Consider the following 25719-nt stretch of genomic DNA (forward strand, 5'->3'; position numbering starts at 1 on the left):
TGCAAAGTTAACTTTGCTTTAGTATAGTACGCTTTGCATTTAGTGTCAAGTGAACTTTGCATAAATATTTTGTAAGATAATAGTATGATTATATATTCAGGTGAAATTGACTGCTATTTAAAATTCTGGTATCATTATAAAATTAAGAAAGTATTTTCTTCGGAAAGGAATCTAATTGAATGAACTATTTATTAACTTTTTTATTGAGCGTGCCTGGAATGATAGTTGCAACAACGATACATGAATTTACAAGAGCTGCAGTTTCTTCTGCATTGGGAGACAATTTGCCAAAGAGCAAAGGGCGTTTAACTTTAAACCCAGCCAAGCACTTTGAACCGATTGGCTTCTTATTATTATTTTATAGCGGTGGTTTTGGTTGGGGAAAGCCCGTAGAAACCAGTGGGTTATACTATAAAAACAGAAAAAGAGATACTCTTTTGGTGGCAACGCTACCCTCTTTGGTGAACCTATTTTTAGGTATGATTTTTTTATCCTTATATACCCACTTACCTATGGGAAACATTTATACGTCTGTGATTTTGAATTATTTATGTTACTATAACGTAGGATTGGCGGTATATAATATTTTGCCTGTTGCACCTATGGACTGTGTGAAGGTACTTTCCGTAACGCTGCCTGCCAATCGATATTTTCAATACTTGCAGTATGAAAAAATAATTCAGTTTCTTTTCTTGCTTCTATTGTTTCTCGGTTTATTAGGCGGTATCTTTGGTGGTATTACAAACTTCTTAATCAATTTCTTGGGTAAGATTTTCTTTATCTTATAATGCAGAGGGTGTTTTGATTGGAACATATTACAATTCGATTAGATGCTTTTGAAGGGCCTTTAGCACTTCTATATCACCTTATTGAAAAAAACGAAATTGATATTTATGATATTCCCATTGCCCGTTTGACGGATCAATATTTGGAATATTTAGACGCCGCAGAAGACACAGATATGGATGGTATGAGCGAGTTTTTGGTGATGGCGGCAACCCTTTTGGAAATCAAAAGCAAGCTTCTCTTGCCCAAAACGAAGACGGAAGAAGAGGAAGGCCCAGATCCCAGAGAGGAATTGGTTTTGCGTTTATTGGAGTACAAAAAAATAAAGGGCGTTACCCATGAGTGGCGGCAATGGGAGGAAGAGGCTGCCCTTGTGTTTTACAAAGAGGCGGATGACGCTGTAAAACAATTGAAAAGCAAAGAGCCTCAAGTATTGGAGGAGTTCCTTCAAGGGATTACCATGGAGGATTTATATTTGGCTTTTCAGCAGGTTATGAATCGAAAGGAAACCAAAGTTGACCAAGTCCGCAGCTCTTTCAAAACCGTCCCCAAAGATTTATTTACCGTACATGAAAAGATGGAATATATACGAGATATGCTAATTTTACAGCCAAAGGCTACATTTTATTCTATTTTCCGTGCAAATGCACGTAGGATGGAGAAGGTTGTAACATTTCTGGCATTATTAGAGTTAATTAAACGAAAAGAGGTACAAATTTCCCAGAAGATGAACTTTGGGGAAATTACCATATCAAGATATGATGGAAGGGATTGAGCATGAGATTATCTGAGTTGGAAGCGGTAGTGGAATCCTTATTATTTATTTCTGGGGAGGCTGTACCACTATCGGCAATTGCCCAAACCATTGAAATGGACAAGGCTACGGCGAAAGCAATTATTCACACGTTAGCGGATAAATATGAGGATGAAAAACGAGGGGTTCGTATCGTTGAGCTCGAGGGGGCCTATCAGATGTGTACTGCTGCGGAGTGTTTTGAATACATAAGGAACATGTATAAAAGCCCGAACCGACAGGGCTTAACTCAAGCTTTATTGGAAACCTTGGCAATTGTTGCCTATAAACAGCCAATTACCCGTGCCCAGATAGAAGAAATACGTGGTGTGAGTGCGGAGCATGCGGTAAGTAAGCTTGTGGAGAAAAAGCTGGTGTGCGAGGTAGGGCGGATGGACACCCCTGGGAAACCCATTATGTTTGGTACAACCAACGAGTTTTTAAGATACTTTGGTTTTAAAAGTGTAACTGAGCTGCCGCCATTAGAGGATGCTGCAGACCATGAGGGAAAAAATGAGAACTACGTTATTGAAGAATAAGAAAGTAATCTTAATCATTATCATTTGTATTTCTGGGTTTTGTTACAATCGAGCTATCCATGGGTTTTCCACAGAACAATGGGTGGATTACCCACAGGAAAGAGTGGGAATTGTGGATAACTTGCTGAAAAAGTATCAGTTGTTGGGGATAACTAGGGAAGAAGTTGTTTTATTACTGGGAGAAGAAACGGAAACAGATTACTTCAAAACAGAAAACAATATGGTTTATTACTTAGGGCAGGAAAGAAGCTTAATCAGTATTAACAGCGAATGGTTGGTGCTTGAGTTTCAAAATGATTGTGTAACGGAGGTCAATATTGTTAGAGATTGATTTTGCAGGCATTATATGCATTAGGTCTGGGTACTGGAATCTTGGGATAAAATACAACGTTATACCAAGGGTATAATATTTTGTTGTGTAAGTGCAACCTGACTTTTGTTGGGTTGCTTTTTTTTATAATCAAAAGTGAACCAGAAGAGGTGTAAGGTTAATAAAAAAGTAGAAGAGAGTTTTATTACGATAAAAGAAATTTACAGTCGTAAAATGAAAAGGAAATCTTTTTTTGTATGAAACTTAGATAAGCTGAATAAATATAGCAGGAGAGGGGGTGATGCACATGAGGCGTGTGGGAATCTTAATTCTCCTGCTTTTTTTATGTAGCTCTATTGTATACGCTGGGGAGCCTTCTTTAGGCGCACAGGGGGCAGCATTAGTGGATGGGAATTCTGGCCGTTTGTTATGGGGAAAAAATGCAGAGGAACCATTGGCAATGGCAAGCACGACAAAGATAATGACGGCAATTTTGGTACTGGAAAATGCCAACCTTGATGAGGTTGTTACGGTTAGCAAAAATGCAGCAAGACAGCCCGAGGTACATATGGATTTAAAGGCAGGGGAGCAATGGAAGGTTGGGGATTTACTTTCTGTTATGATGTTACGCTCGTACAATGATACGGCCGTTGCTTTGGCAGAACACGTTTCCGGTAGCGTAGATGAATTTTGCCAACTTATGACTGAAAAGGCTGGGGAAATTGGGGCAGAGGACACCATTTTTGGTTCACCCAACGGTTTAGACAGTCAAATTCCTTTTGCAAAACATCATTCTACGGCAAAGGATATGTCCCTCATTGCGGCGTATGCCTTGAAGAATGAAGATTTTTGTAAAATTATTGCCCAACCAGAGGTAACAATTGGCGAGGTAACAGGCAAAAGGCAATGCCAAGTAACCAATTCTGACCGTTTTTTACGGGAGTTTCAAGGAGCAATGGGGGTGAAAACTGGCTTTACCAATAAGGCGGGCCATTGTTTCGTAGGTGCGGTAGAGCGGGATGGCGTACGTCTAGTGACAACGGTGCTGGGCAGCGGCTGGGGTAACGGCGGGAAAGAAAAGAAGTGGACGGATACAAAGGCATTGATGAATTATGGATTTGCCACGTTTTTTCCTTATGAAGTGGCAACACAAGGGCAGAACTGTGGTGAAATTTCCGTCTTGCACTCTCAAGTAGGAGAAGTTGGAGCTGTACTAAAAGAGGGTTACCAAGGTTTGTTTTCTAAAGAAGAACAAGAAAAAATTCATCTATCCGTTTCGTTACCAGAAAGTATAGAAGCACCCATTCAGGTAGGGCAACAAATAGGGAATGCCCAGTTAAAACTTGGGGATGAGCTATTAGCAGAAATTCCAGTTATAGCCGATGCCTCGGCACCGTCGTACACCTTGGGAGACTGGTTCTCATTTTTATACAAAAATTGGATTACTTGGTTTTAGAGATTCTTTGACTTTCTTTTTCCTGTAGGGTATACTGTTCCAAATGAGCTTAGAGACGGAGGAACAGTATGGAAGAAAGACTTCAAAAATATCTTGCCGAAGCAGGTGTTGCATCCCGCCGAAAGGCTGAGGAGCTTATCTCTGCAGGTAAAATAAAGGTAAACGGCAAGGTTGTTACGGAATTGGGTACAAAAGTTGATCCGAAAAAGGATGAGGTTTTCTATCTGGATAAAAAAATTAGCAAACAAGAAGTTGAAATGGTATATATTATGCTTCATAAGCCCGAGGGCTATGTAACAACAGCAAAAGAACAATTTGGGCGACCTGGAGTAATGGATTTAATTAAGGGAATTAATGCTAGAATTTTCCCCGTGGGGCGATTGGATTATGACACCTCTGGGCTGTTGTTATTGACAAATGATGGAGATTTGACATATAAATTAACCCACCCTAAGCATGATGTGGATAAAACTTATATTGCAAAGCTTTATGGCACACCTGACGATATGGATTTGCAGAAATTTCGCCGAGGTGTTTATATTGATGGCAGAAAAACAAAGCCTGCAAAAATTCAAGTTACAGAAAAGGGTGAACGTCAGTCAACGGTGGAGATTGTGATTCACGAGGGTAGAAACAGGCAGGTGCGTAAAATGTGCGAAGCAATTAAGCATCCTGTTGCCCAGTTGAAAAGAGTTGCTACTGGAGAGTTGAAAATGGGGGATTTACCCAAAGGAAAATACCGTCACCTTACAGCAAAAGAAGTGAAGTATTTAAAAAATTTGTGAGTTTGACTTTGAGCTGGTGAAAACTGATTACGGGTTGAATTTTATAGTGAATGCTGAAACTAATCATTTGAGTGTGTTAGATGGGGGCATAATAAGAATTTACTTCCTTTTGGAAGGAGGGTCTTATTATGCCCTCTTGTGCATCTAAGCTAATTTTGTAGCTTGATGAATTCCCTTCGAATTCTTGGGTTTTTATGTGCTGGGAAGTAATGGGACAGTGCAGTGGTTGATGGGAATGAAGCGTTTTGAACAATTAATAATAAAAAACATGACAAAGTTAAAAAACCTAGGCATCTCCTTGTAAATCTTTGGATTCTAATGTATACCTTATTTCGGTTTTTAGATTGGGTTTTTCAAGGAATATATCTTTCGGGGCTTTTTTTCTTGAAAGGAATAGGTCAATCACGTATAATATATAGTTAAGATATTTCAAAAAAAGGAATGATTTTAATGGAAAAGGAAAAAACAAGGTTATACTTAATCCGTCATGGGGAGACGGAGTGGAATAGAGGCGGGCGTTATCAGGGATGGACAGACATTGAGCTTTCCGAGGAAGGGCAGTGGCAAACAAAGCTATTGGCAAAGCGTTTTGAATTTATGCCATTAGATGCCATTTATGTTTCGCCTTTAAAGCGGGCGATTGCTACTGCTGAGCCCATTGCAAAGCAGAAAGGCCTTCCCCTTATTGTAGACGAGCATTTTAAAGAGATTAATTTTGGAGAATGGGAAGGTCATACGGTGGCGGAGCTGACAGAGAAGTATGGCAAGCCATATACAGACTTTTTTGACAACCCCTTCGACCACTCCATGCCGGGAGAGGGTTCTTTCCATAAAGTGGCGGATCGTGCCATGGCAGGATTTGAAGAAATTTTGAAAAAACATAAAGGGCAGCGTGTTGCGATTGTTTCCCACGGCGGTTTATTACGAGTTTTTATGGTTGCCTTGTTAGGCTTAGACTTGAATATGTATCGTAAAATGTGGTTAACCAATACATCAATTTCTATGATTGATATCAATTCAGATGACAAAAAATTTTTAATGACATTAAATGATAAGGCTCATTTAGAAATGGGTGAATTGCTGAAAAACGGGTGAAAATATGGGAAAAATTATTGTAGTGGGTGGCGGTGCTGCCGGAATTATGGCTGCGGGAAGAGCGGGAAGCCGTGGGCATGAAGTTCATTTATATGAAAAAAACAACCGATTGGGTAAAAAAATTTTGATTACAGGAAAAGGACGATGCAATCTTACTAATGATTGCGATGTGGAAACCTTATTGGAGAATATCCCGGGAAATCCTTATTTTATGTACAGTGCATTCTATCATTTAGATAGCCCGCAAACCCAAGCGCTATTTCATAGATTAGGGCTAGAAACCAAAGTGGAAAGAGGGAGAAGGGTTTTCCCTGTTTCTGATAAATCCCTAGATGTTGTATTCGCATTAGAGCAATATTTAAGAGAAAACAAGGTGAAACAGCACTTAGACACCCCTGTGGAGGAGATTTTAATTTCCGAAGGAAAGGCTGTTGGTGTGCGGCTAAAAAAAGGTACAGTTATTGAGGCAGACGCAGTCATTGTCACTACAGGTGGTTTATCTTACCCAGCAACAGGCTCTACGGGGGATGGATACCGTTTTGCAAAAAAGGTAGGGCATCAGGTAACAAGGTTATATCCCTCCTTGGTACCTTTGAAAACGGCAGAGGAATGGTGTAAAAGCTTGATGGGACTAAGCTTACGCAACATTTCCATTCAGGTGAAAAACAGAAAGGGAAAGACAGTTTACGAAGAATTCGGAGAGATGCTGTTTACCCATTACGGTGTTTCCGGCCCTGTTATTTTAAGTGCCAGCAGACATCTTATCCTCACCATTGACGAGGGGTATAAGCTTTATATTGACTTAAAGCCAGCCATGGATGAAAAAAAGCTGGATATGCGTTTGCTGCGGGACTTTGAAAAGTACGCAAATCGTGATTTTATCAACGCTTTAGATGATTTGTTGCCCAAGAAGCTGATTCCTGTAATTGTGGCTCTTTCTGGAATTCCTGAAAGTAAGAAGGTGAATAGCATTACAAAAGAGGAAAGAAAAAGTCTTCTTACTTTAACGAAAGGATTGCCATTAACCATTACGGGGACAGCGGGGTATAATGAGGCGGTTATCACCTGCGGGGGAATTTGTGTAGATGAAATTGACCCTTCTACCATGGAAAGTAAGTTGGTTAAAAACCTGCATTTCGCAGGGGAAGTTTTAGATGTGGATGCCTATACGGGTGGTTATAATTTACAAATTGCGTTTTCCAGCGGTTTTACAGCGGGAGAAGGCGTTTTACCACAAGGACAGGAGGAATAAGCATGAAAAAGTTTGCCATTGCTGTGGACGGTCCGGCGGGGTCTGGAAAAAGTACCGTTGCCAAGGCTGTTGCCAAAAAGCTTGGTATTATATATGTAGACACAGGTGCAATGTACCGTGCTGTGGCATATTTTTGTATACAAAAAGGTGTTAGCACTTTAGATGAAAAGGGTGTTTTACCCTTATTAACGGAAATAAGGCTGGAGATTCAACCCCAAAGGGGCGGTCAAAGAATTTTTTTGGATGGTGAGGATATTACGGATTCAATTAGAACCCAAGAAATTGGGCAAGGTGCTTCTCATGTTGGAACCATTCAATCCGTTCGTCAAAAGCTAGGTGATATGCAAAGAGAAATGGCAAAAAACTATTCTGTGATTATGGATGGCAGAGATATTGGCACTTATGTTCTACCAGAAGCGGAAGTGAAAATTTATATGGATGCAGGAGCGGACGAGAGAGCCAGACGCCGCATGGGGGAACTGAAAGCCAAAGGGGAAAAGCCTGTTTTTGAAATGGTACGAGAAGAAATCATCAAACGAGACGAAAACGATATGAACCGAAAGTGCCGTCCTTTACGTAAGGCTGAAGATGCAGTCTATTTAGACACCACGGCTATGTCCATTGATGAAGTGGTTGAAGAAATTCTGGAAATAACAAAAATAAGAATTGGGGAGGTATAATTATGTTGCTTTATCCTTTTGTAAAGGCAATCGTACGAGTATATTTTAAAATTATGTTTAAAATAACAGTAGTGGGTAAGGAGAACGTGCCCCAAGATGGAAATGGCGTACTTTGCTGTAATCATATCAGCAACTATGACCCACTGACCATGGCGGTATATCTTGACAGGTTGCCCAGATTTATTGCAAAAAAAGAGTTGTTTGGGAATAAGGTTTTCGGGGCTATCTTGCGAAATTTAAAGGCTTTTCCCGTAGACCGACAGGCGGCTATGGATATGAAAGCTTTTAAAACGGCGGTAAATGTACTTAAGGGTGGAGAATTACTGGGCATTTTTGCAGAGGGCACCCGTGTGAAAGAAGGGGAAGAAAAAGCGGCAAAGGCAGGTGTTGCCATGTTTGCGTTAAAGGGAGAAGCCCCTGTGATACCTGTGGCAATTTCCGGGGAGTATAAGTTTCGCAACGAAGTTCGCATTGAATTTGGTGCGCCTATGACACTGGAAGAATATCGTGGAGCGAGAATTACCACTTCGACAATGGAAGAAATTACGGAGAAAATAATGGGCAAGGTCCAAGAAATGAAGGTTGAATTATGAGCAAGGTGGAATTAGCCAAATCAGCAGGGTTTTGTTTTGGTGTAAAAAGGGCCATTGAAATGGCTTATGAGCAAATAGAAAAGAATGAAAAAACCTATTCCTACGGCCCTCTCATCCATAATAAAGAGGTGACGGGAGACTTGGAAAAAAAAGGTCTTTCCATTATTGTGAGCCTTGACAATATTGATGAGGGGACGGTTTTGGTGCGTTCTCATGGGGTGGGGAAGGCCCTTTATGATGCTTTGGATGAAAAGGGACTTCAAATTGTAGATGGAACCTGTCCCTTTGTTAAAAAAATTCATAATATCGTAAAAGAGCATTATGACTTAAAACAAGGCGTCATTATTGCAGGAAACAGCCAGCACCCAGAGGTGATTGGGATTAATGGCTGGTGTGAAAATGCTGCAAATATTATCGAAACGCCAGAGGAAGCTTCTGCGTTAGATCTGCAAGAAGGGGAAAAATACATTCTTGTGGTGCAGACTACTTTTCGACAGAGCCGTTTTGATGAAATTATAGAGCAACTAAAGAAAAAAAACATTCTTTTGGAAGTTTTTAACACCATCTGTTCAGCCACGGAAAAACGACAGGCAGAAGCTGTCACTTTATCCCAAAAAGTCGACAAAATGATTGTGGTTGGCGACAAAAAAAGCTCTAATACGCAAAAGCTCGTGGAGATTTGTAAAAAAAATTGTGAGAATACCGTTCACATTGAAACAATTTGCGATTTGGTGTTGAATATTTTTTCAAAGAATGATAAAATAGGAGTAACTGCGGGTGCGTCTACACCACCTGCAATAATTAAGGAGGTAGTTGTTACTATGAGCGAAGCATTTGACAATGCAGTACAAAATTTAGGAGGAAGTGAGGAAATTTCATTCGAACAAATGTTAGAAGAATCTCTCGTTACCCTGCACACAGGCGATGTTGTAAAAGGCACTGTAATTCAGGTTGTAAACGAGGAAGTTTCTGTTAATCTCGGCTATAAATCCGATGGCGTTATTCCCAGAGGTGAATTTAGCAGTGATCCAACAGTTATCCCTAGTACAGTAATTCAGCCCGGAGATGAGATCGAAGTATTCGTAGTTCGTGTAAACGACGGCGACGGCAATGTTCTTTTGTCTAAAAAGCGTATTGAAGCGCAAAAGGGTATGGAAGACATTGAAGTAGCTTTTAACGAAAAGGCAGTTGTTACAGGTCTTGTAACAGAAGTTGTTAAAGGCGGTTTAATCGCAGTTGTAAACGGCGTAAGAGTATTTATTCCCTCTTCTCAGGTTTCAAATAGATTTATTGAAGACTTGAGTGTTTTCAAAGGCCAGGAATTGGATTTCAACATCATCGAAATGGACAGAGTTAAACGTCGTATTATCGGTGGTAGAAAAGCTTTGGTTGAAAAGGAAATCAGTGCAAAGAGAGCAGCTCTGTTTGCATCTATCGAAGCAGGTTCCAAGGTTACTGGTACAGTAAGCAGATTGACAGACTTTGGCGCATTCATCGATTTAGGTGGCGTTGATGGTTTGATTCATATTTCCGAAATGAGCTGGGGCAGAATTTCCAACCCTAAGGAAGTTTTAAAAGAAGGCCAGACAGTTGAAGTATTTGTTTTGGATGTAGACAAAGAAAAAGGTAAAATCAGTCTTTCCTTGAAAGACAGCGATATGAACCCTTGGAAGCTTGCAGTTGATAAGTACGCTGTTGGCACAATCGTTGAAGGCAAGGTTGTTCGTATGGTACCTTTCGGCGCATTTGTTGAATTGGAACCCGGCGTTGATGGTCTGGTACATATCTCCCAGATCGCGAACAAGCACGTTGTGAAACCAGAAGACGAATTGAAGGTTGGCGAAATAATCAGTGTTAAGGTTCTGGAAGTTAACTCCGAACAGAAAAAGATCAGCCTCTCCAAGAGACAGGCAGAAGCTCCTGCTGAAGAAGCAGTAGAAGAAACAGCTACCGAAGAAGTAGTTACAACAGAAGCTTAATCCATAGAAAAGTAAGCGTTGCTGAGAAGCAACGCTTTTTTTGTATATGTGCATGGCAAAAGAACAAAATAAGAAAGGAAATGTAATGAAAAGCTAGATTTCATTTCCACAGGAGTTAAAATTTTGAAGAAGTTATGTGATTGTTTAATAAAAGTGGGGTATTTATAGAAAAAAATTAGGCGAACCAATTGAAAAAACGACATTGTTGTCGTGCAGCATTTGTGTTATAATTTTTAAATGTGTGAATAAAAGGAGGTTGCAAGATGGAAAAGCAGTGGATTCTTAGTCATATCGATCATACTTTACTGAAGCAAGATGCTACGTGGGAGCAGATTCAGGAAATATGTAAAGAAGGAATAGAATATAAAGCTGCATCAGTTTGTATTGCCCCGTCCTTTGTTCCCCAGGCAGTGTCTTTTGTACAAGGACGAGTCGCTGTTTGTACGGTCATTGGATTTCCCAACGGTTATCAAACCACAGCGACAAAAGTTTTTGAAACCATGGACGCAGTAAAACATGGAGCAGATGAAATTGACATGGTTATTAATGTGGGCTGGGTAAAAGAAGGCCTCTACGAAACCATTTTACAAGAGATTAATGTGATTAAAGAAGCTTGTCAGGATAAAATTTTAAAGGTTATTATTGAAACCAGTTTGCTTACAGAAGAAGAAAAAATCCGTATGTGTGAGGTGGTAAGCCGCTCTAAAGGGGACTACATCAAAACAAGTACGGGATTTGCTGGAGGCGGTGCCACGCTGAAAGACATTCAGCTTTTTGCAAAACATGTCTTTGGTGACACCAAAATTAAAGCAGCAGGTGGAATCAAAAGCATTCAAGATGCAGAGGATTTTTTGCAAGCCGGCGCACAGCGATTAGGCAGTAGTTCTTTGTTAGCAATGATAGTAAAGTAACCCAATTTATGTGATATAGTACTTAGTGTACTAAATTTAAAGAAGACAAGGGAGGAAATTAAAATGAGTTTATTTAAAAAAGTAAGTGTAACGGCAATGGCATTTGCAATGGTAATGGGTTTGGCTGCTTGTGGTGGTAGTGATGCTGGCAGTGCAGATAGTGCAGAAGCTACAGATACACCGACAGAAGCAAAGAACTATATTATTGCAACAGATACAACCTTTGCTCCATTTGAATTCCAGAACGAAGCAGGGGATTACGTAGGGATTGATTTGGATTTATTAGCAGCAATTGCCGAAGATCAGGGTTTTACATATGAATTAAAACCTCTAGGCTTTAACGCAGCAGTGCAGGCTTTAGAAGCAGGTCAAGCAGATGCTGTTATTGCTGGTATGAGCATTACTGACGAAAGAAAACAGAGTTTTGACTTCTCTGAACCTTATTTTGACAGTGGCGTAGTGATGGGCGTGGCTGCGGATAACGAAGAAGTAAAGAGTTATGAAGACTTGGCAGGCAAAACCGTTGCCATTAAAATTGGAACAGAAGGTGCAGCATTTGCAGAATCCATTAAGGATGAGTATGGTTTTAGTACAGTAACGTTTGATGACTCCAGTGCAATGTACATGGACGTTATGGTTGGTAATAGTGTAGCTTGTTTTGAAGATTACCCAGTAATGGGCTATTCCATTGCTCAGGGTGTTGAGCTGAAAATGGTAACTGATATGGAACAAGGCAGTTCTTATGGTTTTGCAGTAGGAAAAGAAAAAAATGCAGAACTGTTGGAGATGTTTAACGCAGGTCTTGCAAACGTGAAAGAAAGTGGGAAATATCAGGAAATTTTGGATTTATACATCCAGAAATAATTTCCTTCTATAAAAAGCAGTAAGGAGCAGTGCCTAATGAATGGTTCAACTAATTTTTTTGAATACGTAATACAAATTTTGCCTCAGCTTTTGAAGGGTATGTCTTTGACGATACAAATGACGGTTTATTCATTGGTATTGGCTATGATTGTGGGCATCGTTTCTTGTATGTTTACCATCTCTAAAGTAAAGGTGCTGAATTGGATTTCAGCTACTTACTTAAGTATAATTCGAGGAACTCCTTTGATGGTACAGGCGTTTTTTATCTACTTTGGTATCACTTCGGCATTAGATATTAGAATTTCGATTTTTACGGCATCAGTAATTGTACTTTGCTTGAATGCGGGTGCATACTTGTCCGAAATTTTTCGTAGTGGTATTTTGGCAGTTAATAAAGGTCAGATGGAAGCAGCAAGAAGCCTTGGACTACCTCATAGTGTGGCAATGAGAAAAATTATTTTGCCTCAGGCAATCAGAATTGTGATTCCTTCGGTGGTAAATCAGTTTATCATTACATTGAAAGATACCTCTATTCTTTCTGTTATCGGTTGTGCAGAATTGATGTTTGAAGGAAAACAAATTATAGCAAGAAACCTTCGAAGCTTTGAGACTTATGCCATAATTGCAATCATGTATTATATTCTGATTACAATTATGACGAAGGTATCAAAGATCATTGAAAGGAGGTTGGCAAATGACAAAGGTAAGAGTTGAAAACCTGAAAAAAAACTTTGGCAAACTGGAGGTTCTAAAAGGAATCGACCTTGAAGTTAGAGAGGGGGAAGTGGTTTGTCTGATTGGCCCTTCGGGTTCAGGCAAAAGTACTTTCTTGCGCTGCTTAAACCGCTTAGAAGAAATTACCGATGGTACTGTTATCGTTGACGATAATGATATAACAGTAAAAGGTTGCAACATCAATAGAGTTAGGGAAAATATCGGAATGGTATTCCAGCAGTTTAATTTGTTCCCTCACTTGAATGTACTTGAGAACATTATGTTAGCCCCTGTGGATCGTAAAAAGATGACGAAAGAAGAAGCCAAAGAAAAAGCACAGTCTTTATTGGCTACGGTAGGGTTGGAAGAAAAGGTAATAGAGTATCCAGCGAATCTTTCTGGTGGTCAGCAACAACGTGTTGCAATTGCCAGAGCGTTAGCCATGGAGCCTGATATTATGCTTTTTGATGAGCCTACATCCGCCCTTGATCCTGAGATGGTAGGGGAAGTATTGGAGGTAATGAAAAAGCTGGCGGCAGATGGTATGACGATGATAGTTGTTACCCATGAAATGGGTTTTGCAAAGGAAGTTGCAGACCGGGTGATTTTTATGGATGGTGGCTATATTGTTGAGGAAGGCTCTCCCGAAGAAGTATTTGAAAACCCTCAAAATAAAAGAACACAAGACTTCTTAAACAAAGTATTGTGATATCGGAGCATTTCTAGATAGAAGTTTTATCGGAGCAATTGAAATTAACCCCAATTGTTAGGCAGTATGAATACTGACAACAATTGGGGTGTTTTTTATGCAAAGAAATAGTGTATCAGAAAGATGCTAAAACATTGTGGTTTTAAAAGCTTGTTTAAACTTGGCTTTAGGGCAAGTACCGTTTTTCTTTGTTTGGTCGTAAACAAGAATACCCAGAAGTATTGAAAAAAATGGGTCAGGTGGAATTTAGGATTTTATTGTTTCTGTGGAAAAAAGATTTGAAACTGTAAGGTTGTAAGACACCCTTATGAAGAATATATTAAAACAAGTATGGATTTGGAGGAGATAGAGAAAAATTGGATAACCACTAGGAAATTAATCCCTAAGCCCGCTGAAAAACCAAGATTAAAAGCATGGGAGAATAGGGGGTATAAAGAAGATGGAATGGGGCGGAGACTCTAAAAATAGAAAAAAGGAGGGGGAGCGGAAATGAACATGTTCAGTAAACTATCTGCCATGGCCATGGCGATTATTATGGTAACGGGTTTGACCTCATGCAGTGGCTGGGATAAAGTAAGGGCAAACAGCCCAGGTGGTGAAGAATCAGCTGAACAAGATAAGCATTATGTTATCGCAACAAACTTATTTTTTGCACCATTTGAATTTCAAAATGACTTTGGTGAGTATGTTGGTATTGACATGGATATATTAAGTGCCATTGCCAAAGATCAGGGATTTACATACGAAATAGTACCTATGACATTTAATGAAATGTTAGACGCCGTAGAAGACGGTGTAGTGGATGCTGCCCTTGGGGGAATCAGTATTACAGAGGAGAGAAAGAGTAGATTTGATTTCTCTGAACCTTATTTCGATAGTGGCATAGTTATGGCAGTTGCTGCTTCGAAACAGGACATTACGAACTATTCAGATTTAACAGGCAAAACTGTTGCGGTTGCCCTGGGTACCGAGGCGGAGGCATTTGCTAAATCTATACAAGATATGTATGGGTTTAATATAGTAACATTTAAAAATTTCAGCGAGGTATATAATGATATTTTAAAGGGGAACAGCGTGGCTGGTTTTGAAGACTATCCCGTAATGGGTTATATTATATCTAGGGGCGTTGAACTTAAAATAGTTTCTGATATAGAACGAAGGAGCTCTTACGGTTTTATCGTGCCGAAGGATAAAAATCAAGAACTTTTGGAAATGTTTAACAAGGGATTAGAAAATTTAAAAGCAACCGGAGAGTATCAGAAAATTTTAGACACTTACATTCGGAAATAAACCCTGAAGTTCCTAATCATGCCGTCAAAAGTTTAAGATAATAAAATCCCCTAATTGTTAAACAGTATCAATACTGATAAATAGTTGGGGGGATTTTTGTGTAAAGCCTTGTGATGGGTGTGAGTTGAGCTAGAAAGACTGTTAGTTTCTTTTTAAAACAGAAACAATGGCAAGAGAAGTTTTAATTTTTAATGGGATGGAGAGGTAAGAATAGAAACTGTGAAGTTGTAAGACGTTACAAGGTGGAATATATTTAAATAACTGTGTGCTTTTCTTTAGTGGAACATAGAGGGTGAACTTTGCTGACACTTCAAGTAGGAAGGGAGAAGGGAGCTAATAAAGGGAGGAGAGGAAATGAGTTTGTTTAAAAAATACAGTATATTAGTAATCGCTTTAGGCTTGTTAATAGGATTGGCTGCCTGTGGTGGAAGGGATAAGGTAAGTGTAAACAACACAAATAATGAGGAAACAACGAAGGCAAAAAGATATATTATTGCTACGGATAAAATATTTGCGCCCTTTGAGTTTCGGAACACGGAGGGAGACTTTGTAGGGATTGATGTGGATTTATTAGCAGCCATTGCTGAAGATCAAGGATTTACATATGAAATAAAACCGCTAATTTTTAGCGAAGCATTAGAGGCTTTGGAGGAAGGTCAAGTTGATAGCGTCATTGCAGGCTTGAGTATTACAGAAGAAAGAAAACAAGTTTTCGATTTTTCCGACCCTTATTTTGACAGTGGTATCGTTATGGGTGTAGCTGCTTCTAACAATGAAATTAAGGATTATCATGACTTGGCTAATAAGAATGTTGCAGTAGTAGACGGAACAGAAGGGGCGGCACTTGCGGAATCTATTAAAGATGAATATGGCTTTTTCATAGTGCCTTTTGAGGACTCGGTATCAATGTATAAAGACGTTATGCTTGGCAATAGTGTGGCTTTATTTGAAGACTACCCTGTACTTGGTTATGCCATTTCTCAAGGTGTTGAACTGAAAATTGCAAGTGAGATGGTAAGAGGCAGCTCCTATGGATTTGCAGTAGCAAAAGGAAAAAATCCAGAACTTTTGGAGATGTTAAACAAGGGTCTTGCGAATGTGAAGAAAAATGGAAAGTATCAGAAAATTTTGAATACCTATATACAGAATTAAATTTTTTGTAAAGGAGTCTTATGCAAAAATAAAAGAAGGGGAGGGGTTAAATGAGTTTCTTGAAAAAAGTAGGCATAATGGCATTGGCTCTTACTATGGCAATAGGTGCGGCAGCTTGCAGTGATAAAGTAACAATTAGTGCAGATATCGCAGAGGATAAGGAAGCAACGCCAGAAAGGAAGATATATATGATTGCAACGAATACTTCATCTCCGCCCTTTGAGTATAAAAATTTTTTAGATGAGTATGTAGGAATTGATATTGACATATTACAGAGGATTGCAGAAAATCAAGGGTTTACATATGAGCTTGTACCAATGAGTATTAGTGAGGCCTTACAAGAATTGGCTACAGATGAAGTGGATGGTGCTATGGCGGGTATTTTCATTACGGAAGAAAGAAAGGAATTATTCGATTACTCGGAGCCTTATTTAGCTGGTGGCATTGTTTTGGCTGTGGATGCTTCTAGAATGGACATTAAAGGCTATGAAAATTTAGCTGGCAAAACGGTTGCGGTTACCCGTGGCACCGTTGCGGAGGAGTTTGCGGAATCCATTAAGGATAAATATGGTTTTAGAGTCGTTAGTTTCGATCAATACACAGATACATATAAGGATGTTTTGAAAGGCAATAGCCAAGCATTACTTGAAGATAATATCGTTGTGGGATTTCTGATTGCTGAGGGTCTGGCTCTGAAAGTAGTCTCAGGTGTGGAAGAAAGAAACTTCTACGGTTTTGCGGTACCAAAAGGGAAAAATCCTGAGCTCTTGGAAATGTTTAATCGAGGACTGGAAGAGCTAAAAGAGAGTGGAGAGTATCAAAAAATATTAAAAACATACATCCAATAAGAAAGCCGTTTGTTTTTGAATGAAGTGGATATATGTGTTCTAGGTGTATATATGGTAAAAAGATCCAGGAGGGATAAATGTTTTGTAGCCTATTAGGCTAATGCTTTTAATGTTGGAAGTGAACCAGATTATTATTTAAAAGTACCCTATCAAAGATTACGATAGGGTTTTTTTGAATTGTACTTATAGACAAACATTAGGGGGAAATGATATACTTACCATATTTATACAAAAGATAGGGGGAGAAGTATGTTAGGGGTTTTTGTAAATGTAATTGGGATTATTGTGGGCAGCAGCATTGGCTTGCTGATGAAAAAAGGAATTCCAAGCAGGATTTCTGAGGCAATGATGAAAGGTCTTGGCCTTTGTACTTTATATATTGGGTGGTCAGGAGCATTAAAAGGAAGTAATACTTTGGTTTTGATTATTTCCATGGCAATGGGCATTGTGATTGGGGAAGGATTAAATTTGGATGCAAGACTAAAGGGTTTTGCAGAGAAATTGGAAACTAAGTTTCATAAAGGGGATGGGAAGATATCTATAGCAGAAGGATTTATTGCTTCATCCTTATTATTCTGCGTGGGGGCCATGACCGTTGTGGGTTCTATGCAGGCAGGTTTATCGGGAGATTATGAAATGCTTTTGACAAAATCCGTTCTAGACTTTATTTCAGCCATGGTTTTTGCCTCATCCCTTGGCATTGGTGTTATGATGTCTTCTATATTTGTACTAATATTTCAAGGGGGTATTGTTTTATTGGCCCAAGTGGTTGCTCCATTTTTAACGGATGGGGTGGTTGCAGAAATGACTTGTGTAGGCTCCGTTTTAATTTTTGCATTGGGGTTAAACTTGATTGGAATAACGAAAATAAAAGTTCTCAACTTCCTTCCAGCCATGTTTTTACCAATTTTGCTCACACCTTTATTGGGTCATATTTTATAACATAGTTCACGGTGAAAATTTTATGTCGAATTCATTTATGTATTATACTTTGAAAGGATTTTGGCTATCATATAATAGTATAGTTTGTTAGATTTTCTAACTAATTAAGGAGACAGGAAAAGAAAGGAAAAGCCTTGCTTTTTGGGGTGAACGGTGCTATACTAATCGAAGAAACTTATAGTATGCGGACAAAAGAGTGGGTAAATGCCCACTCTTTGTTATTGCATAGGTAAAATTTTTAAAAGAGGTGTGAGGATGGCGAAGGTAAGCAATACAGAAAAAAAGATAATGCCTTTTTTGGAGCCTATTGTTGCTGAGAGAAATCTGGAATTGGTGGATTTGGAGTTTGTAAAAGAGGGTGCAAACTGGTATTTGCGAGTTTATATCGATAAAGAAGGCGGCGTGGATATCGAAGACTGTGAAGGCATAAGCCGTGCGTTAGAAGCTAAGCTTGATACGGAAGACCCGATTGAGCAAGCATATATCTTAGAAGTAAGTTCTCCTGGTATTGACCGCCCTTTGAAAAAAGAGGCAGACTTTGAAAAGTTTCGTGGTGAAATCATTGATATTAAGCTTTATAAAGCTATGGATGGACAAAAGCAGTTCCAAGGTAAGCTTTTGGGCTTGGAAAATGGGGTTATTTCCATCGAGGACGAAAAAAATAAGGTCATTGCGTTTGAGCACAAAGATGTTGCCAGTGTACGATTGGCAGTGGTTTTTTAAGAGGAGGAATAGGAAAAATGGATAGAGCGGAGTTTATGGATGCTTTGAATTTGATCGAAAAAGAAAAGGGCATCGATAAGGAAGTGATTTTTGAAGCCATTGAAGCATCTTTGGTTTCGGCTTGCAAAAAGAACTTCGGCAGCGGCCAGAATATAAAAGTCTTAATTGACAGAGAAACAGGAAATGTTGCTTGCTACGCACAAAAGACCGTAGTTGAGGAAATTGAGGATGAACAGAATGAAATTATGTTGGGGGCTGCAAGAGTATTAAATCCCAACTACACAGTGGGTGATGTAGTTGACTTGGAAGTAACTCCGAGAGATTTTGGTCGAATCTCCGCACAGACTGCAAAACAGGTTGTTGTTCAAAAATTCCGTGAAGCGGAAAGAGAAATTTTATACAACCAGTATATTACAAAAGAACGGGAAGTTGTAACCAGTATTGTTCAAAGAAGAGATAGGCGTAATATTATCGTTCAGATGGGCAAGATTGATGCAGTTTTAGCGGCAAACGAACAGATTCCCGGTGAGCAGTATAACTTCATGGATCGCTTAAAGGTTTATGTTTTAGAAGTAAAGCAGACAACAAAAGGCCCTCAAATTTTTGTTTCCAGAACACATCCTGAATTGGTTAAACGTTTGTTTGAACAGGAAGTTCCAGAAGTACACGATGGTACTGTTGAAATCAAAAGCATTGCCAGAGAAGCAGGCAGCCGTACAAAAATCGCTGTACACTCTAAAGATAGCAATGTAGATGCATTGGGTGCTTGTGTTGGTCAAAATGGTTACCGTGTAAATGTAATTGTGAGTGAGCTTGGTGGAGAGAAGATTGACGTAATCAACTGGAGCGATGACCCCAAAGAATTTATTGCAGCGGCATTAAGCCCTTCTAAGGTAGTGGAAGTTTCATTAAACGAAGAAGAACAAAGTGCAAAAATTGTAGTACCCGATCACCAGCTTTCCCTTGCCATTGGTAAGGAAGGACAGAATGCAAGATTGTCTGCTAAGTTGACAGGCTGGAGAATTGATATAAAGAGTGAAACACAGGCAAAGGAAACAAATTTCCTAGCTGACGAACCTGTGCAAGCAGTAGAAGAAACACAGGAAGTACCTGAGATTACAGAAGAAGAACTGACAGAAGAATAAGAAGAGGGGGGTGACGGTATGAAGCAAAGAAAAATTCCTCTCAGAAAATGTACCGGATGTCAGGAAATGAAAAGCAAAAAAGAATTAATTCGAATTGTTCGTAATGATGAAGGGGAATTCTCTTTAGATAGAACAGGGAAAAAACCAGGGCGTGGTGCTTATATTTGTTCCGACAGTGAGTGTTTGACAAAGGCACAAAAGTCAAAGGGCTTGGAGCGTTCTTTTAAGGCACCCGTTCCCAAAGAGGTATATGAACAACTTTTAAATGAGTTGTGTGGTGAAGAAAATGAGTAAATTTTACTCTCTTTTAGGGTTATGTAAAAAGGCAGGAAAGTTGGTGGGAGGCGAAGTTGCAGTGGAAAATGCAATTCGTCAAAAATCAGCAATTTTATTGATTCTTGCCGAAGATGCATCTGGCAACACAAAAAAGAAATTCAATAATTCGGCAGCGTACTATAAAATTCCACTGGTTGAAGTGGGAGAAAAGAATGACCTTGGCAGGGCAGTAGGCGAAGAATTTCGGGCAATACTTGCCATAACGGATGCAGGCTTTGCGAAAAAGTTGAAAGAATTGGCAGAAGGCGAAAAGGTTGTGAAAGAGATAGGGAAAAACGATTCGTCGTTTGGAAAGTAGAGGTGTAGTGAATGTCAAAGACTCGTATATATGAATTAGCAAAACAACTTGGCGTTACAAATAAGGATTTAATGGCAAAATTAAGAAGTATTGATGTGGAAGCAACCAGTCATATGGGTGTTTTGGATGGGGAAGTAGTAGCCAAAGTGAAGGCATTGTATACAACTGCAAAAGATGCAGTAAAAAAGGATGCTCCCAACCATACAGAAGGTAGCAGACCAGCACCCAAGCATGAAAATGCAAAGCCTCAGGGTAAAAATGAAGATGGTAAGAAGGCTGACGTAAAGAAGGCTGACGTAAAGAAGGCTGACGTAAAGAAGGCTGACGTAAAGAAGGCTGACGAAAAGAAAGCAGAACCCCGCCAGAACCAAAACCATGGAAATCATGGAAATAAGAAGGATAATAAAAAAGGTAAACAAAAAGATCAGAGGGTAAGAGAAAATCCTTTAGAACGCAGACGTCGTGAGAGAGAAGAAGAAGAGGCTCTTATGGCGGAATTAGAAGCTTTGGAAGCGGCAGAAAAGGCTGCAAACCCTGAACCTCAGACGAAGACCATTCCTGAGACCATTTCTGTGAAGGATTTGGCAGAGATTCTTGGCAAAAAAGGCTCTGATCTTGTGATGAATTTAATGAAAAAGGGTAAAATGATGAATATCAACGCTACCCTTGATTTTGATTCGGCATCGGCAATTGCAGAAGAATTTAATGTCATTCTAGAAAAAGAAGAAGAACAAGACATTATGGAAGCTGTATTTGCAGAAGAGGAAGAAGACGACAGTGTATTGGAAGAACGTCCTCCTGTTGTAGTGGTTATGGGTCACGTTGACCACGGTAAAACATCCCTGTTAGACGCAATTCGCCATAGCGATGTAACCAAAGGTGAGGCTGGCGGTATTACACAGCATATCGGTGCTTATACAGTACAGATTGCTGGCAAACCTATTACCTTCTTGGATACACCAGGCCACGAAGCCTTTACAGCAATGCGTATGCGTGGTGCCCAGATTACAGATATTGCAATTTTGGTTGTTGCTGCCGATGACGGTGTTATGCCTCAGACAATAGAGGCGATTAACCATGCAAAAGCAGCAGGTGTTGAAATTATCGTTGCAATCAACAAAATGGATAAGCCTTCTGCAAACCCTGACCGTGTAAAACAGGAGTTGACAGAGTACCAGCTGTTGGCGGAAGACTGGGGTGGTGAAACAATTTGTGTACCCGTTTCTGCGGCATCGAAAGATGGTATCGATACTTTGCTTGAAATGATTACCTTGGTTGCTGAAATGAAGGAATTGCGTGCAAACCCTAACAAAAAAGCAAGGGGTGCAATTATTGAAGCCCAGTTGGATAAGGGTAGAGGCCCCGTTGCAACTGTTTTGGTTCAAAGTGGTACTTTGCAGGTTGGCGACCCTATCGTAGCCGGTTGTGCTTATGGTAAAATCAGAGCGATGACCGATGATAAGGGCAGACGTGTGAAAAAAGCAGGTCCATCCACACCTGTTGAAATTTTAGGTCTTTCTGAAGTGCCTACTGCTGGTGATGGTTTCTATGTTGCTGAAAGCGATAAGCAGGCAAGACAGGTTGCAGAAAGCATTATCGCAAGAAATAGAGAAAATCTCATTAAGGAAACACCACAGAAGGTTTCCTTGGATGATTTGTTCTCTCAGATTCAGAGTGGTAACATGAAAGAATTGAACATTGTTGTAAAAGCTGACGTTCAGGGTTCTGTTGAAGCTGTTCGCCAGAGCTTGGAGCGTTTGTCCAACGAAGAAGTGCGTGTACGCATTATCCATGGTGGTGTTGGTGCTGTCACAGAAAGCGACGTTATGTTGGCATCTGCATCTAATGCAATTATCATCGGTTTTAACGTTCGTCCTGAACCTGCTGCAAAGGCTTTTGCTGATGAAGAAAAGGTTGATGTTCGTTTGTATCGTGTTATTTATCATGCAATCGAAGATGTAACAGCAGCGATGAAGGGTATGCTTGATCCAATTTACGAAGAAAAAGTATTGGGTCATGCAGAAGTACGTCAGTTATTTAAGGCTTCCGGTATTGGTACGATTGCAGGTAGCTATGTAAAAGATGGCAAGTTTGTTCGTAACTGTCAGGTTCGTATTACACGTGACGGCATTGTAATTTTCGAAGGCGATTTGGAAAGCTTAAAGCGTTTCAAAGATGATGTAAAGGAAGTTACAGCAGGCTACGAATGTGGTCTGGTGTTTAAGAAGTTTAATGATTTAAGGGAAGGTGACTGGGTAGAGGCCTTCACCATGGTAGAGGTACCCAGATAATTAGGTGATATTATGAAAAACAACACAAGAATTTCTCGTATCAATGATGAGATTTTGAAAGAGCTTTCTCAAATTATACGAGGAGAATTAAAAGACCCACGCATTGGCTCTATGACCAGTGTGGTTAGGGTTGAAACAACACCAGATTTAAAATATTGCAAGGTGTATGTTTCAGTATTGGGCAATGATGAAGAAAAGGACAGCGTAATGATAGGGCTGAAAAATGCCAGTGGTTTCATACGCCGACTGATTGCCCAAAGGGTAAATTTACGTTTTACGCCCGAATTCACATTTAAATTAGATGAATCTGCGGAATATGCCATTCATATGGATCAGCTCATTAGCCAGATTTCCAAAGATTTAAAGGAGAAGGAAGCCAATGAAGGGAAAGAGTGATTCTTTAGAAAAAATCAGAGAAATCATTTCAGCTCATGAAAACATTGTGCTTTGCGGACACACAAATCCAGATGGAGATGCCATTGGAGCTAGTCTTTCTTTGGCATCATCCTTGGAGAAAATGGGTAAGAATGTTAAGGTGCTTCTGGAGCCCTATGGAAAGAAGTATGATGTTATCCCCAACAGCAGGTTGATTGCAGAAAAAGATACCATAAAAGAAGCTGAGCTTTTTATTGCATTAGATTGTGGCGATATGGGGCGGCTTCAAGGGGTTGCAGATATTTTTCGAAGTAGCAAGTGTACGATGAATATTGATCATCATGCTAGTAATTCTTTTTTTGGGGAGTACAACTATGTAGAGGAGAATGCGTCTTCCACCAGCGAAGTTGTGTTTAAGCTGTTGCAGGGCCATTTTCCCATGGATGGGGAGATTGCTGCGGGATTATATGCCGGTTTGATTTACGATACCGGAGGATTTCGCCATACTTCCACCACACCCTTTACCATGCAGGTGGCAGGAGAATTGATGTCTTATGGCATTGCCTATACAAAAATTTATAACGCTTTATTTGATAGCCGTACTTTTTCTGAAATGAAGATTATGGGTAAGGCATTTCATAAGGCGGAAAGATATTTTGACGGTAAGGTTATTTGTACTTCCATCACCATGGAAGATATTGAGGAATGTAAAGGCACGAATAAGGAGCTGGACGCAATTATCAATTATCTAAAAGGGGTAGATGAAGTGAAAATAGCGTGCTTTTTATATGAAAAAAACGAAATGGATGTCAAGGCTAGCTTTCGTGGAAATGATGGCTATGACGTTTGCGCTTTGGCCCAGAAATTTGGCGGAGGCGGTCATGTAAAAGCGGCGGGATGCACCATAGAGGCACCCATTGAGCAGGCAAAAAAAATGGTATTTGCTGAAATAGAAAAAATGCTGTAAGGAGGAGACCTTTTGGACGGGATCCTAAATATTTATAAAGAAAAAGGCTTTACTTCCCATGATGTTGTTGCAGTGGTGCGAAAAATTTTGCAAATGAAAAAAGTTGGGCATACAGGCACCCTAGACCCTGATGCTGAGGGGGTATTGCCTATCTGTGTTGGTCGAGGAACAAAGCTTTCGGATATCATTATGGATGGACGAAAAAGCTACCGTACCGTGTTGCACCTAGGTGTCACTACAACAACAGAAGATGCTTCTGGTGAAGTGTTGGAGGAAAAGCCTGTCATATTCGATGAAGGGAACATAAGTGAAGCGGTGAAAACCTTTATCGGTGAATTGGAACAAGTACCGCCAATGTATTCGGCTGTGAAAGTCAACGGCAAGAAATTATATGAATTGGCTAGGGAAGGGAAAGAAATTGAGCGCAAGCCTCGAAAAATTACGGTGTATGATATTAGAATTCGCCGTTTTATCCCACCTTGCCAAGTTGAAATGGATGTGGATTGTTCCAAGGGTACTTACATTCGCACCCTTTGTGCTGACATTGGAAAGGCATTAGGATACGGCGGGCATATGGCCAGTTTGTCCCGTATTGCAACAGGTGGATTTTCTGTAGAAGATGCCATTACCCTTGGCCAACTAAAGGACATGGCAAGAGCAGGAAAGGCGGAAGAGGTTCTTTTAAAGCTTGAAGAAGTTTTGAAGGAATATACCAGGGTTATTGTTTCAGATAAGTCCACAAAGTTATTATATAATGGGGGAAAAATTCGCAGTAAATTTTTCAAAGCCCAAAAGGAATTAGAGGTTGGACAAGTTGTAACTGTATTCGACTATGAAAATAACCTAATCGGATTATATACAGTGATTAAAGAGGAAAATGACTTTTTTATCAAACCGTTTAAGATGTTGATTTAAGGAGTAGGAAAATGGAACATATCGCGGATACGCACATAGAACAGAATCGACCCACTGCGGTAACGCTAGGCAATTTTGACGGTCTACATCTGGGACATCGTGCGTTAATCAAATTAACAAAGCAGTTTGCAGAAGAGGAAGGGTTAAAAAGTGTTGTATTTACTTTTTCTCCTCATCCTATGCTGGTGTTCAAGAAAAAGGATGATTTTGCGCTAATTATGGCTCCCTCTGAAAAGAAGTTTACCATGGAGCAGATGGGGATTGATACTTATATTGAGTATCCTTTTAATGATGAGTTTGCTGCAATGAGCGCCGAAGATTTTGCCACTAAGTTGATTTTCGAAAGGTTGCAATGCCGTGTATTAATTGTGGGAGAGAATTACCATTTCGGTTCTAATCGCTCAGGCAATTATGAAATGTTACAAAAATTGGGAGAGGCACGAGGCGTAAAGGTGATTGCTGTTCCCTCTGTATTATTTGAGGAGGAAAGAGTAAGTTCTTCCAGAATCCGCAAATGTTTGATTCAGAAAGATTTTGAGGATGCGAACCGTATGTTGACAGAGCCCTATTTTATTTTAGGTACGGTTTCAGAAGGAAAAAAATTGGGCAGAACCATTGGATTTCCTACAGTCAACATCATTGCACACCCCCTGAAATTATTTCCCCCTAACGGAGTTTATGCAACCAAAACGTTGTATAAAGGGAAATATTATTATGGTGTGACCAATATTGGAATCAATCCTACGGTGAATGGTACCCAAAAAATTGTGGAGACCTATTTATTGGATTTTAACGAAAATGTTTACGGTGAAACCCTGCAGACATTTTTCTATAAATTTTTGCGTAGTGAGCGGAAATTCCCTAGTGTTGAGGAATTACGCCAGCAAATTCAAGTAAATGCGGAGCAGGCGGCGGAATACTTTGCCTCTGAAGAATACACGAGCAAATGGAAAAGTGCCCAAGAGTAAAAT

At 39.8% G+C, this 25719-nt stretch carries 28 protein-coding genes; all 28 read left to right on the forward strand.

The features are described from left to right. The first annotated feature begins 179 nt into the window (after positions 1-179). The 28 genes from RBQ60_RS02705 (at position 180) to RBQ60_RS02840 (ending at position 25716) form a co-directional block, all read left to right on the forward strand. Positions 180-788, forward strand: coding sequence for a site-2 protease family protein (locus RBQ60_RS02705; RefSeq protein WP_307885071.1), 609 nt, complete (start codon positions 180-182; stop codon positions 786-788). Between the two features lie 17 nt (positions 789-805). Beyond that, on the forward strand, positions 806-1561 hold the full coding sequence (locus RBQ60_RS02710; protein ID WP_307885072.1) for a segregation and condensation protein A: 756 nt from the start codon (positions 806-808) through the stop codon (positions 1559-1561). Between the two features lie 2 nt (positions 1562-1563). Next, positions 1564-2118 carry an SMC-Scp complex subunit ScpB gene (scpB, locus tag RBQ60_RS02715; protein WP_307885073.1) on the forward strand — a complete coding sequence of 185 codons (555 nt, stop codon included), beginning with the start codon at positions 1564-1566 and terminating at the stop codon, positions 2116-2118. After that, positions 2093-2449, forward strand: coding sequence for a hypothetical protein (locus RBQ60_RS02720; protein WP_307885074.1), 357 nt, complete (start codon positions 2093-2095; stop codon positions 2447-2449). Before scpB ends, RBQ60_RS02720 begins: the two co-directional genes overlap by 26 nt. A gap of 286 nt (positions 2450-2735) precedes the next feature. Beyond that, complete coding sequence (locus tag RBQ60_RS02725) at positions 2736-3884, forward strand: D-alanyl-D-alanine carboxypeptidase family protein (RefSeq protein WP_307885075.1); 1149 nt, start codon at positions 2736-2738, stop codon at positions 3882-3884. Between the two features lie 68 nt (positions 3885-3952). Next, the gene (locus RBQ60_RS02730; RefSeq protein ID WP_307885076.1) at positions 3953-4669 is read left to right on the forward strand and encodes a pseudouridine synthase; all 717 of its coding nucleotides are present in this window, start codon (positions 3953-3955) and stop codon (positions 4667-4669) included. Between the two features lie 450 nt (positions 4670-5119). Further along, complete coding sequence (locus RBQ60_RS02735) at positions 5120-5764, forward strand: histidine phosphatase family protein (protein WP_307885077.1); 645 nt, start codon at positions 5120-5122, stop codon at positions 5762-5764. 4 nt (positions 5765-5768) lie between these two features. Then, complete coding sequence (locus RBQ60_RS02740; protein WP_307885078.1) at positions 5769-7016, forward strand: NAD(P)/FAD-dependent oxidoreductase; 1248 nt, start codon at positions 5769-5771, stop codon at positions 7014-7016. Positions 7017-7018: 2 nt separating this feature from the next. Continuing rightward, complete coding sequence (gene cmk / locus RBQ60_RS02745) at positions 7019-7696, forward strand: (d)CMP kinase (RefSeq protein WP_307885079.1); 678 nt, start codon at positions 7019-7021, stop codon at positions 7694-7696. A gap of 2 nt (positions 7697-7698) precedes the next feature. Beyond that, entirely contained in the window at positions 7699-8289 is a 591-nt protein-coding gene (locus RBQ60_RS02750; protein ID WP_307885080.1) for a lysophospholipid acyltransferase family protein, read from the forward strand. Continuing rightward, positions 8286-10268: a bifunctional 4-hydroxy-3-methylbut-2-enyl diphosphate reductase/30S ribosomal protein S1 gene (locus tag RBQ60_RS02755; protein ID WP_307885081.1), complete on the forward strand. Its 1983-nt coding sequence runs from the start codon at positions 8286-8288 to the stop codon at positions 10266-10268. Before RBQ60_RS02750 ends, RBQ60_RS02755 begins: the two co-directional genes overlap by 4 nt. 263 nt (positions 10269-10531) lie before the next feature. Then, entirely contained in the window at positions 10532-11179 is a 648-nt protein-coding gene (gene deoC, locus RBQ60_RS02760) for a deoxyribose-phosphate aldolase (RefSeq protein ID WP_307885082.1), read from the forward strand. A 63-nt stretch (positions 11180-11242) separates the two neighbouring features. Further along, positions 11243-12043, forward strand: coding sequence for a transporter substrate-binding domain-containing protein (locus RBQ60_RS02765; RefSeq protein ID WP_307885083.1), 801 nt, complete (start codon positions 11243-11245; stop codon positions 12041-12043). A gap of 36 nt (positions 12044-12079) precedes the next feature. Next, entirely contained in the window at positions 12080-12757 is a 678-nt protein-coding gene (locus RBQ60_RS02770) for an amino acid ABC transporter permease (RefSeq protein WP_307885084.1), read from the forward strand. Continuing rightward, positions 12738-13466: an amino acid ABC transporter ATP-binding protein gene (locus RBQ60_RS02775; protein ID WP_307885085.1), complete on the forward strand. Its 729-nt coding sequence runs from the start codon at positions 12738-12740 to the stop codon at positions 13464-13466. Before RBQ60_RS02770 ends, RBQ60_RS02775 begins: the two co-directional genes overlap by 20 nt. A gap of 489 nt (positions 13467-13955) precedes the next feature. Further along, on the forward strand, positions 13956-14756 hold the full coding sequence (locus RBQ60_RS02780; protein ID WP_307885086.1) for a transporter substrate-binding domain-containing protein: 801 nt from the start codon (positions 13956-13958) through the stop codon (positions 14754-14756). 354 nt (positions 14757-15110) lie between these two features. Then, complete coding sequence (locus tag RBQ60_RS02785; RefSeq protein ID WP_307885087.1) at positions 15111-15908, forward strand: transporter substrate-binding domain-containing protein; 798 nt, start codon at positions 15111-15113, stop codon at positions 15906-15908. Positions 15909-15958: 50 nt separating this feature from the next. After that, complete coding sequence (locus tag RBQ60_RS02790) at positions 15959-16756, forward strand: transporter substrate-binding domain-containing protein (RefSeq protein ID WP_307885088.1); 798 nt, start codon at positions 15959-15961, stop codon at positions 16754-16756. A gap of 249 nt (positions 16757-17005) precedes the next feature. Continuing rightward, positions 17006-17698: a DUF554 domain-containing protein gene (locus RBQ60_RS02795; RefSeq protein WP_307885089.1), complete on the forward strand. Its 693-nt coding sequence runs from the start codon at positions 17006-17008 to the stop codon at positions 17696-17698. A 255-nt stretch (positions 17699-17953) separates the two neighbouring features. Next, positions 17954-18421 carry a ribosome maturation factor RimP gene (gene rimP, locus RBQ60_RS02800; protein ID WP_307885090.1) on the forward strand — a complete coding sequence of 156 codons (468 nt, stop codon included), beginning with the start codon at positions 17954-17956 and terminating at the stop codon, positions 18419-18421. A 17-nt stretch (positions 18422-18438) separates the two neighbouring features. After that, positions 18439-19566: a transcription termination factor NusA gene (nusA, locus tag RBQ60_RS02805; protein WP_307885091.1), complete on the forward strand. Its 1128-nt coding sequence runs from the start codon at positions 18439-18441 to the stop codon at positions 19564-19566. 18 nt (positions 19567-19584) lie between these two features. After that, positions 19585-19860, forward strand: coding sequence for an RNase P modulator RnpM (gene rnpM, locus RBQ60_RS02810; protein WP_307885092.1), 276 nt, complete (start codon positions 19585-19587; stop codon positions 19858-19860). Beyond that, positions 19853-20200, forward strand: a complete 348-nt coding sequence (locus tag RBQ60_RS02815; RefSeq protein WP_307885093.1) for a L7Ae/L30e/S12e/Gadd45 family ribosomal protein — start codon at positions 19853-19855, stop codon at positions 20198-20200. Before rnpM ends, RBQ60_RS02815 begins: the two co-directional genes overlap by 8 nt. 11 nt (positions 20201-20211) lie before the next feature. Continuing rightward, on the forward strand, positions 20212-22491 hold the full coding sequence (gene infB, locus RBQ60_RS02820; protein WP_307885094.1) for a translation initiation factor IF-2: 2280 nt from the start codon (positions 20212-20214) through the stop codon (positions 22489-22491). 9 nt (positions 22492-22500) lie between these two features. Beyond that, entirely contained in the window at positions 22501-22887 is a 387-nt protein-coding gene (gene rbfA, locus RBQ60_RS02825; protein ID WP_307885967.1) for a 30S ribosome-binding factor RbfA, read from the forward strand. Beyond that, on the forward strand, positions 22871-23833 hold the full coding sequence (locus RBQ60_RS02830; protein ID WP_307885095.1) for a DHH family phosphoesterase: 963 nt from the start codon (positions 22871-22873) through the stop codon (positions 23831-23833). The genes rbfA and RBQ60_RS02830 overlap by 17 nt, the downstream gene beginning before the upstream one ends. A gap of 12 nt (positions 23834-23845) precedes the next feature. Continuing rightward, the gene (gene truB, locus RBQ60_RS02835) at positions 23846-24748 is read left to right on the forward strand and encodes a tRNA pseudouridine(55) synthase TruB (protein WP_307885096.1); all 903 of its coding nucleotides are present in this window, start codon (positions 23846-23848) and stop codon (positions 24746-24748) included. Positions 24749-24759: 11 nt separating this feature from the next. Beyond that, positions 24760-25716, forward strand: coding sequence for a bifunctional riboflavin kinase/FAD synthetase (locus RBQ60_RS02840; RefSeq protein ID WP_307885097.1), 957 nt, complete (start codon positions 24760-24762; stop codon positions 25714-25716). Positions 25717-25719 lie beyond the last annotated feature (3 nt).

This window comes from Anaerotignum sp. MB30-C6, from assembly GCF_030908465.1.
In the GTDB taxonomy this organism is placed as follows: Bacteria; Bacillota; Clostridia; order Lachnospirales; family Anaerotignaceae; genus Chakrabartyella.

What these genes read in the sequence shown, in the direction of transcription:
- cmk (WP_307885079.1), top strand. Translation starts at nt 7,019, where the DNA reads ATGAAAAAGTTTGCCATTGCTGTGGACGGTCCGGCGGGGTCTGGAAAA.
- rnpM (WP_307885092.1), top strand. Translation starts at nt 19,585, where the DNA reads ATGAAGCAAAGAAAAATTCCTCTCAGAAAATGTACCGGATGTCAGGAA.
- RBQ60_RS02840 (WP_307885097.1), top strand. Translation starts at nt 24,760, where the DNA reads ATGGAACATATCGCGGATACGCACATAGAACAGAATCGACCCACTGCG.
- deoC (WP_307885082.1), top strand. Translation starts at nt 10,532, where the DNA reads ATGGAAAAGCAGTGGATTCTTAGTCATATCGATCATACTTTACTGAAG.
- RBQ60_RS02830 (WP_307885095.1), top strand. Translation starts at nt 22,871, where the DNA reads ATGAAGGGAAAGAGTGATTCTTTAGAAAAAATCAGAGAAATCATTTCA.
- RBQ60_RS02780 (WP_307885086.1), top strand. Translation starts at nt 13,956, where the DNA reads ATGAACATGTTCAGTAAACTATCTGCCATGGCCATGGCGATTATTATG.
- nusA (WP_307885091.1), top strand. Translation starts at nt 18,439, where the DNA reads ATGGATAGAGCGGAGTTTATGGATGCTTTGAATTTGATCGAAAAAGAA.
- RBQ60_RS02775 (WP_307885085.1), top strand. Translation starts at nt 12,738, where the DNA reads ATGACAAAGGTAAGAGTTGAAAACCTGAAAAAAAACTTTGGCAAACTG.
- RBQ60_RS02720 (WP_307885074.1), top strand. Translation starts at nt 2,093, where the DNA reads ATGAGAACTACGTTATTGAAGAATAAGAAAGTAATCTTAATCATTATC.
- scpB (WP_307885073.1), top strand. Translation starts at nt 1,564, where the DNA reads ATGAGATTATCTGAGTTGGAAGCGGTAGTGGAATCCTTATTATTTATT.
- RBQ60_RS02790 (WP_307885088.1), top strand. Translation starts at nt 15,959, where the DNA reads ATGAGTTTCTTGAAAAAAGTAGGCATAATGGCATTGGCTCTTACTATG.
- RBQ60_RS02765 (WP_307885083.1), top strand. Translation starts at nt 11,243, where the DNA reads ATGAGTTTATTTAAAAAAGTAAGTGTAACGGCAATGGCATTTGCAATG.
- RBQ60_RS02735 (WP_307885077.1), top strand. Translation starts at nt 5,120, where the DNA reads ATGGAAAAGGAAAAAACAAGGTTATACTTAATCCGTCATGGGGAGACG.
- RBQ60_RS02755 (WP_307885081.1), top strand. Translation starts at nt 8,286, where the DNA reads ATGAGCAAGGTGGAATTAGCCAAATCAGCAGGGTTTTGTTTTGGTGTA.
- RBQ60_RS02785 (WP_307885087.1), top strand. Translation starts at nt 15,111, where the DNA reads ATGAGTTTGTTTAAAAAATACAGTATATTAGTAATCGCTTTAGGCTTG.
- RBQ60_RS02795 (WP_307885089.1), top strand. Translation starts at nt 17,006, where the DNA reads ATGTTAGGGGTTTTTGTAAATGTAATTGGGATTATTGTGGGCAGCAGC.
- RBQ60_RS02730 (WP_307885076.1), top strand. Translation starts at nt 3,953, where the DNA reads ATGGAAGAAAGACTTCAAAAATATCTTGCCGAAGCAGGTGTTGCATCC.
- RBQ60_RS02740 (WP_307885078.1), top strand. Translation starts at nt 5,769, where the DNA reads ATGGGAAAAATTATTGTAGTGGGTGGCGGTGCTGCCGGAATTATGGCT.
- infB (WP_307885094.1), top strand. Translation starts at nt 20,212, where the DNA reads ATGTCAAAGACTCGTATATATGAATTAGCAAAACAACTTGGCGTTACA.
- RBQ60_RS02750 (WP_307885080.1), top strand. Translation starts at nt 7,699, where the DNA reads ATGTTGCTTTATCCTTTTGTAAAGGCAATCGTACGAGTATATTTTAAA.
- RBQ60_RS02770 (WP_307885084.1), top strand. Translation starts at nt 12,080, where the DNA reads ATGAATGGTTCAACTAATTTTTTTGAATACGTAATACAAATTTTGCCT.
- RBQ60_RS02725 (WP_307885075.1), top strand. Translation starts at nt 2,736, where the DNA reads ATGAGGCGTGTGGGAATCTTAATTCTCCTGCTTTTTTTATGTAGCTCT.
- RBQ60_RS02705 (WP_307885071.1), top strand. Translation starts at nt 180, where the DNA reads ATGAACTATTTATTAACTTTTTTATTGAGCGTGCCTGGAATGATAGTT.
- RBQ60_RS02815 (WP_307885093.1), top strand. Translation starts at nt 19,853, where the DNA reads ATGAGTAAATTTTACTCTCTTTTAGGGTTATGTAAAAAGGCAGGAAAG.
- rimP (WP_307885090.1), top strand. Translation starts at nt 17,954, where the DNA reads ATGGCGAAGGTAAGCAATACAGAAAAAAAGATAATGCCTTTTTTGGAG.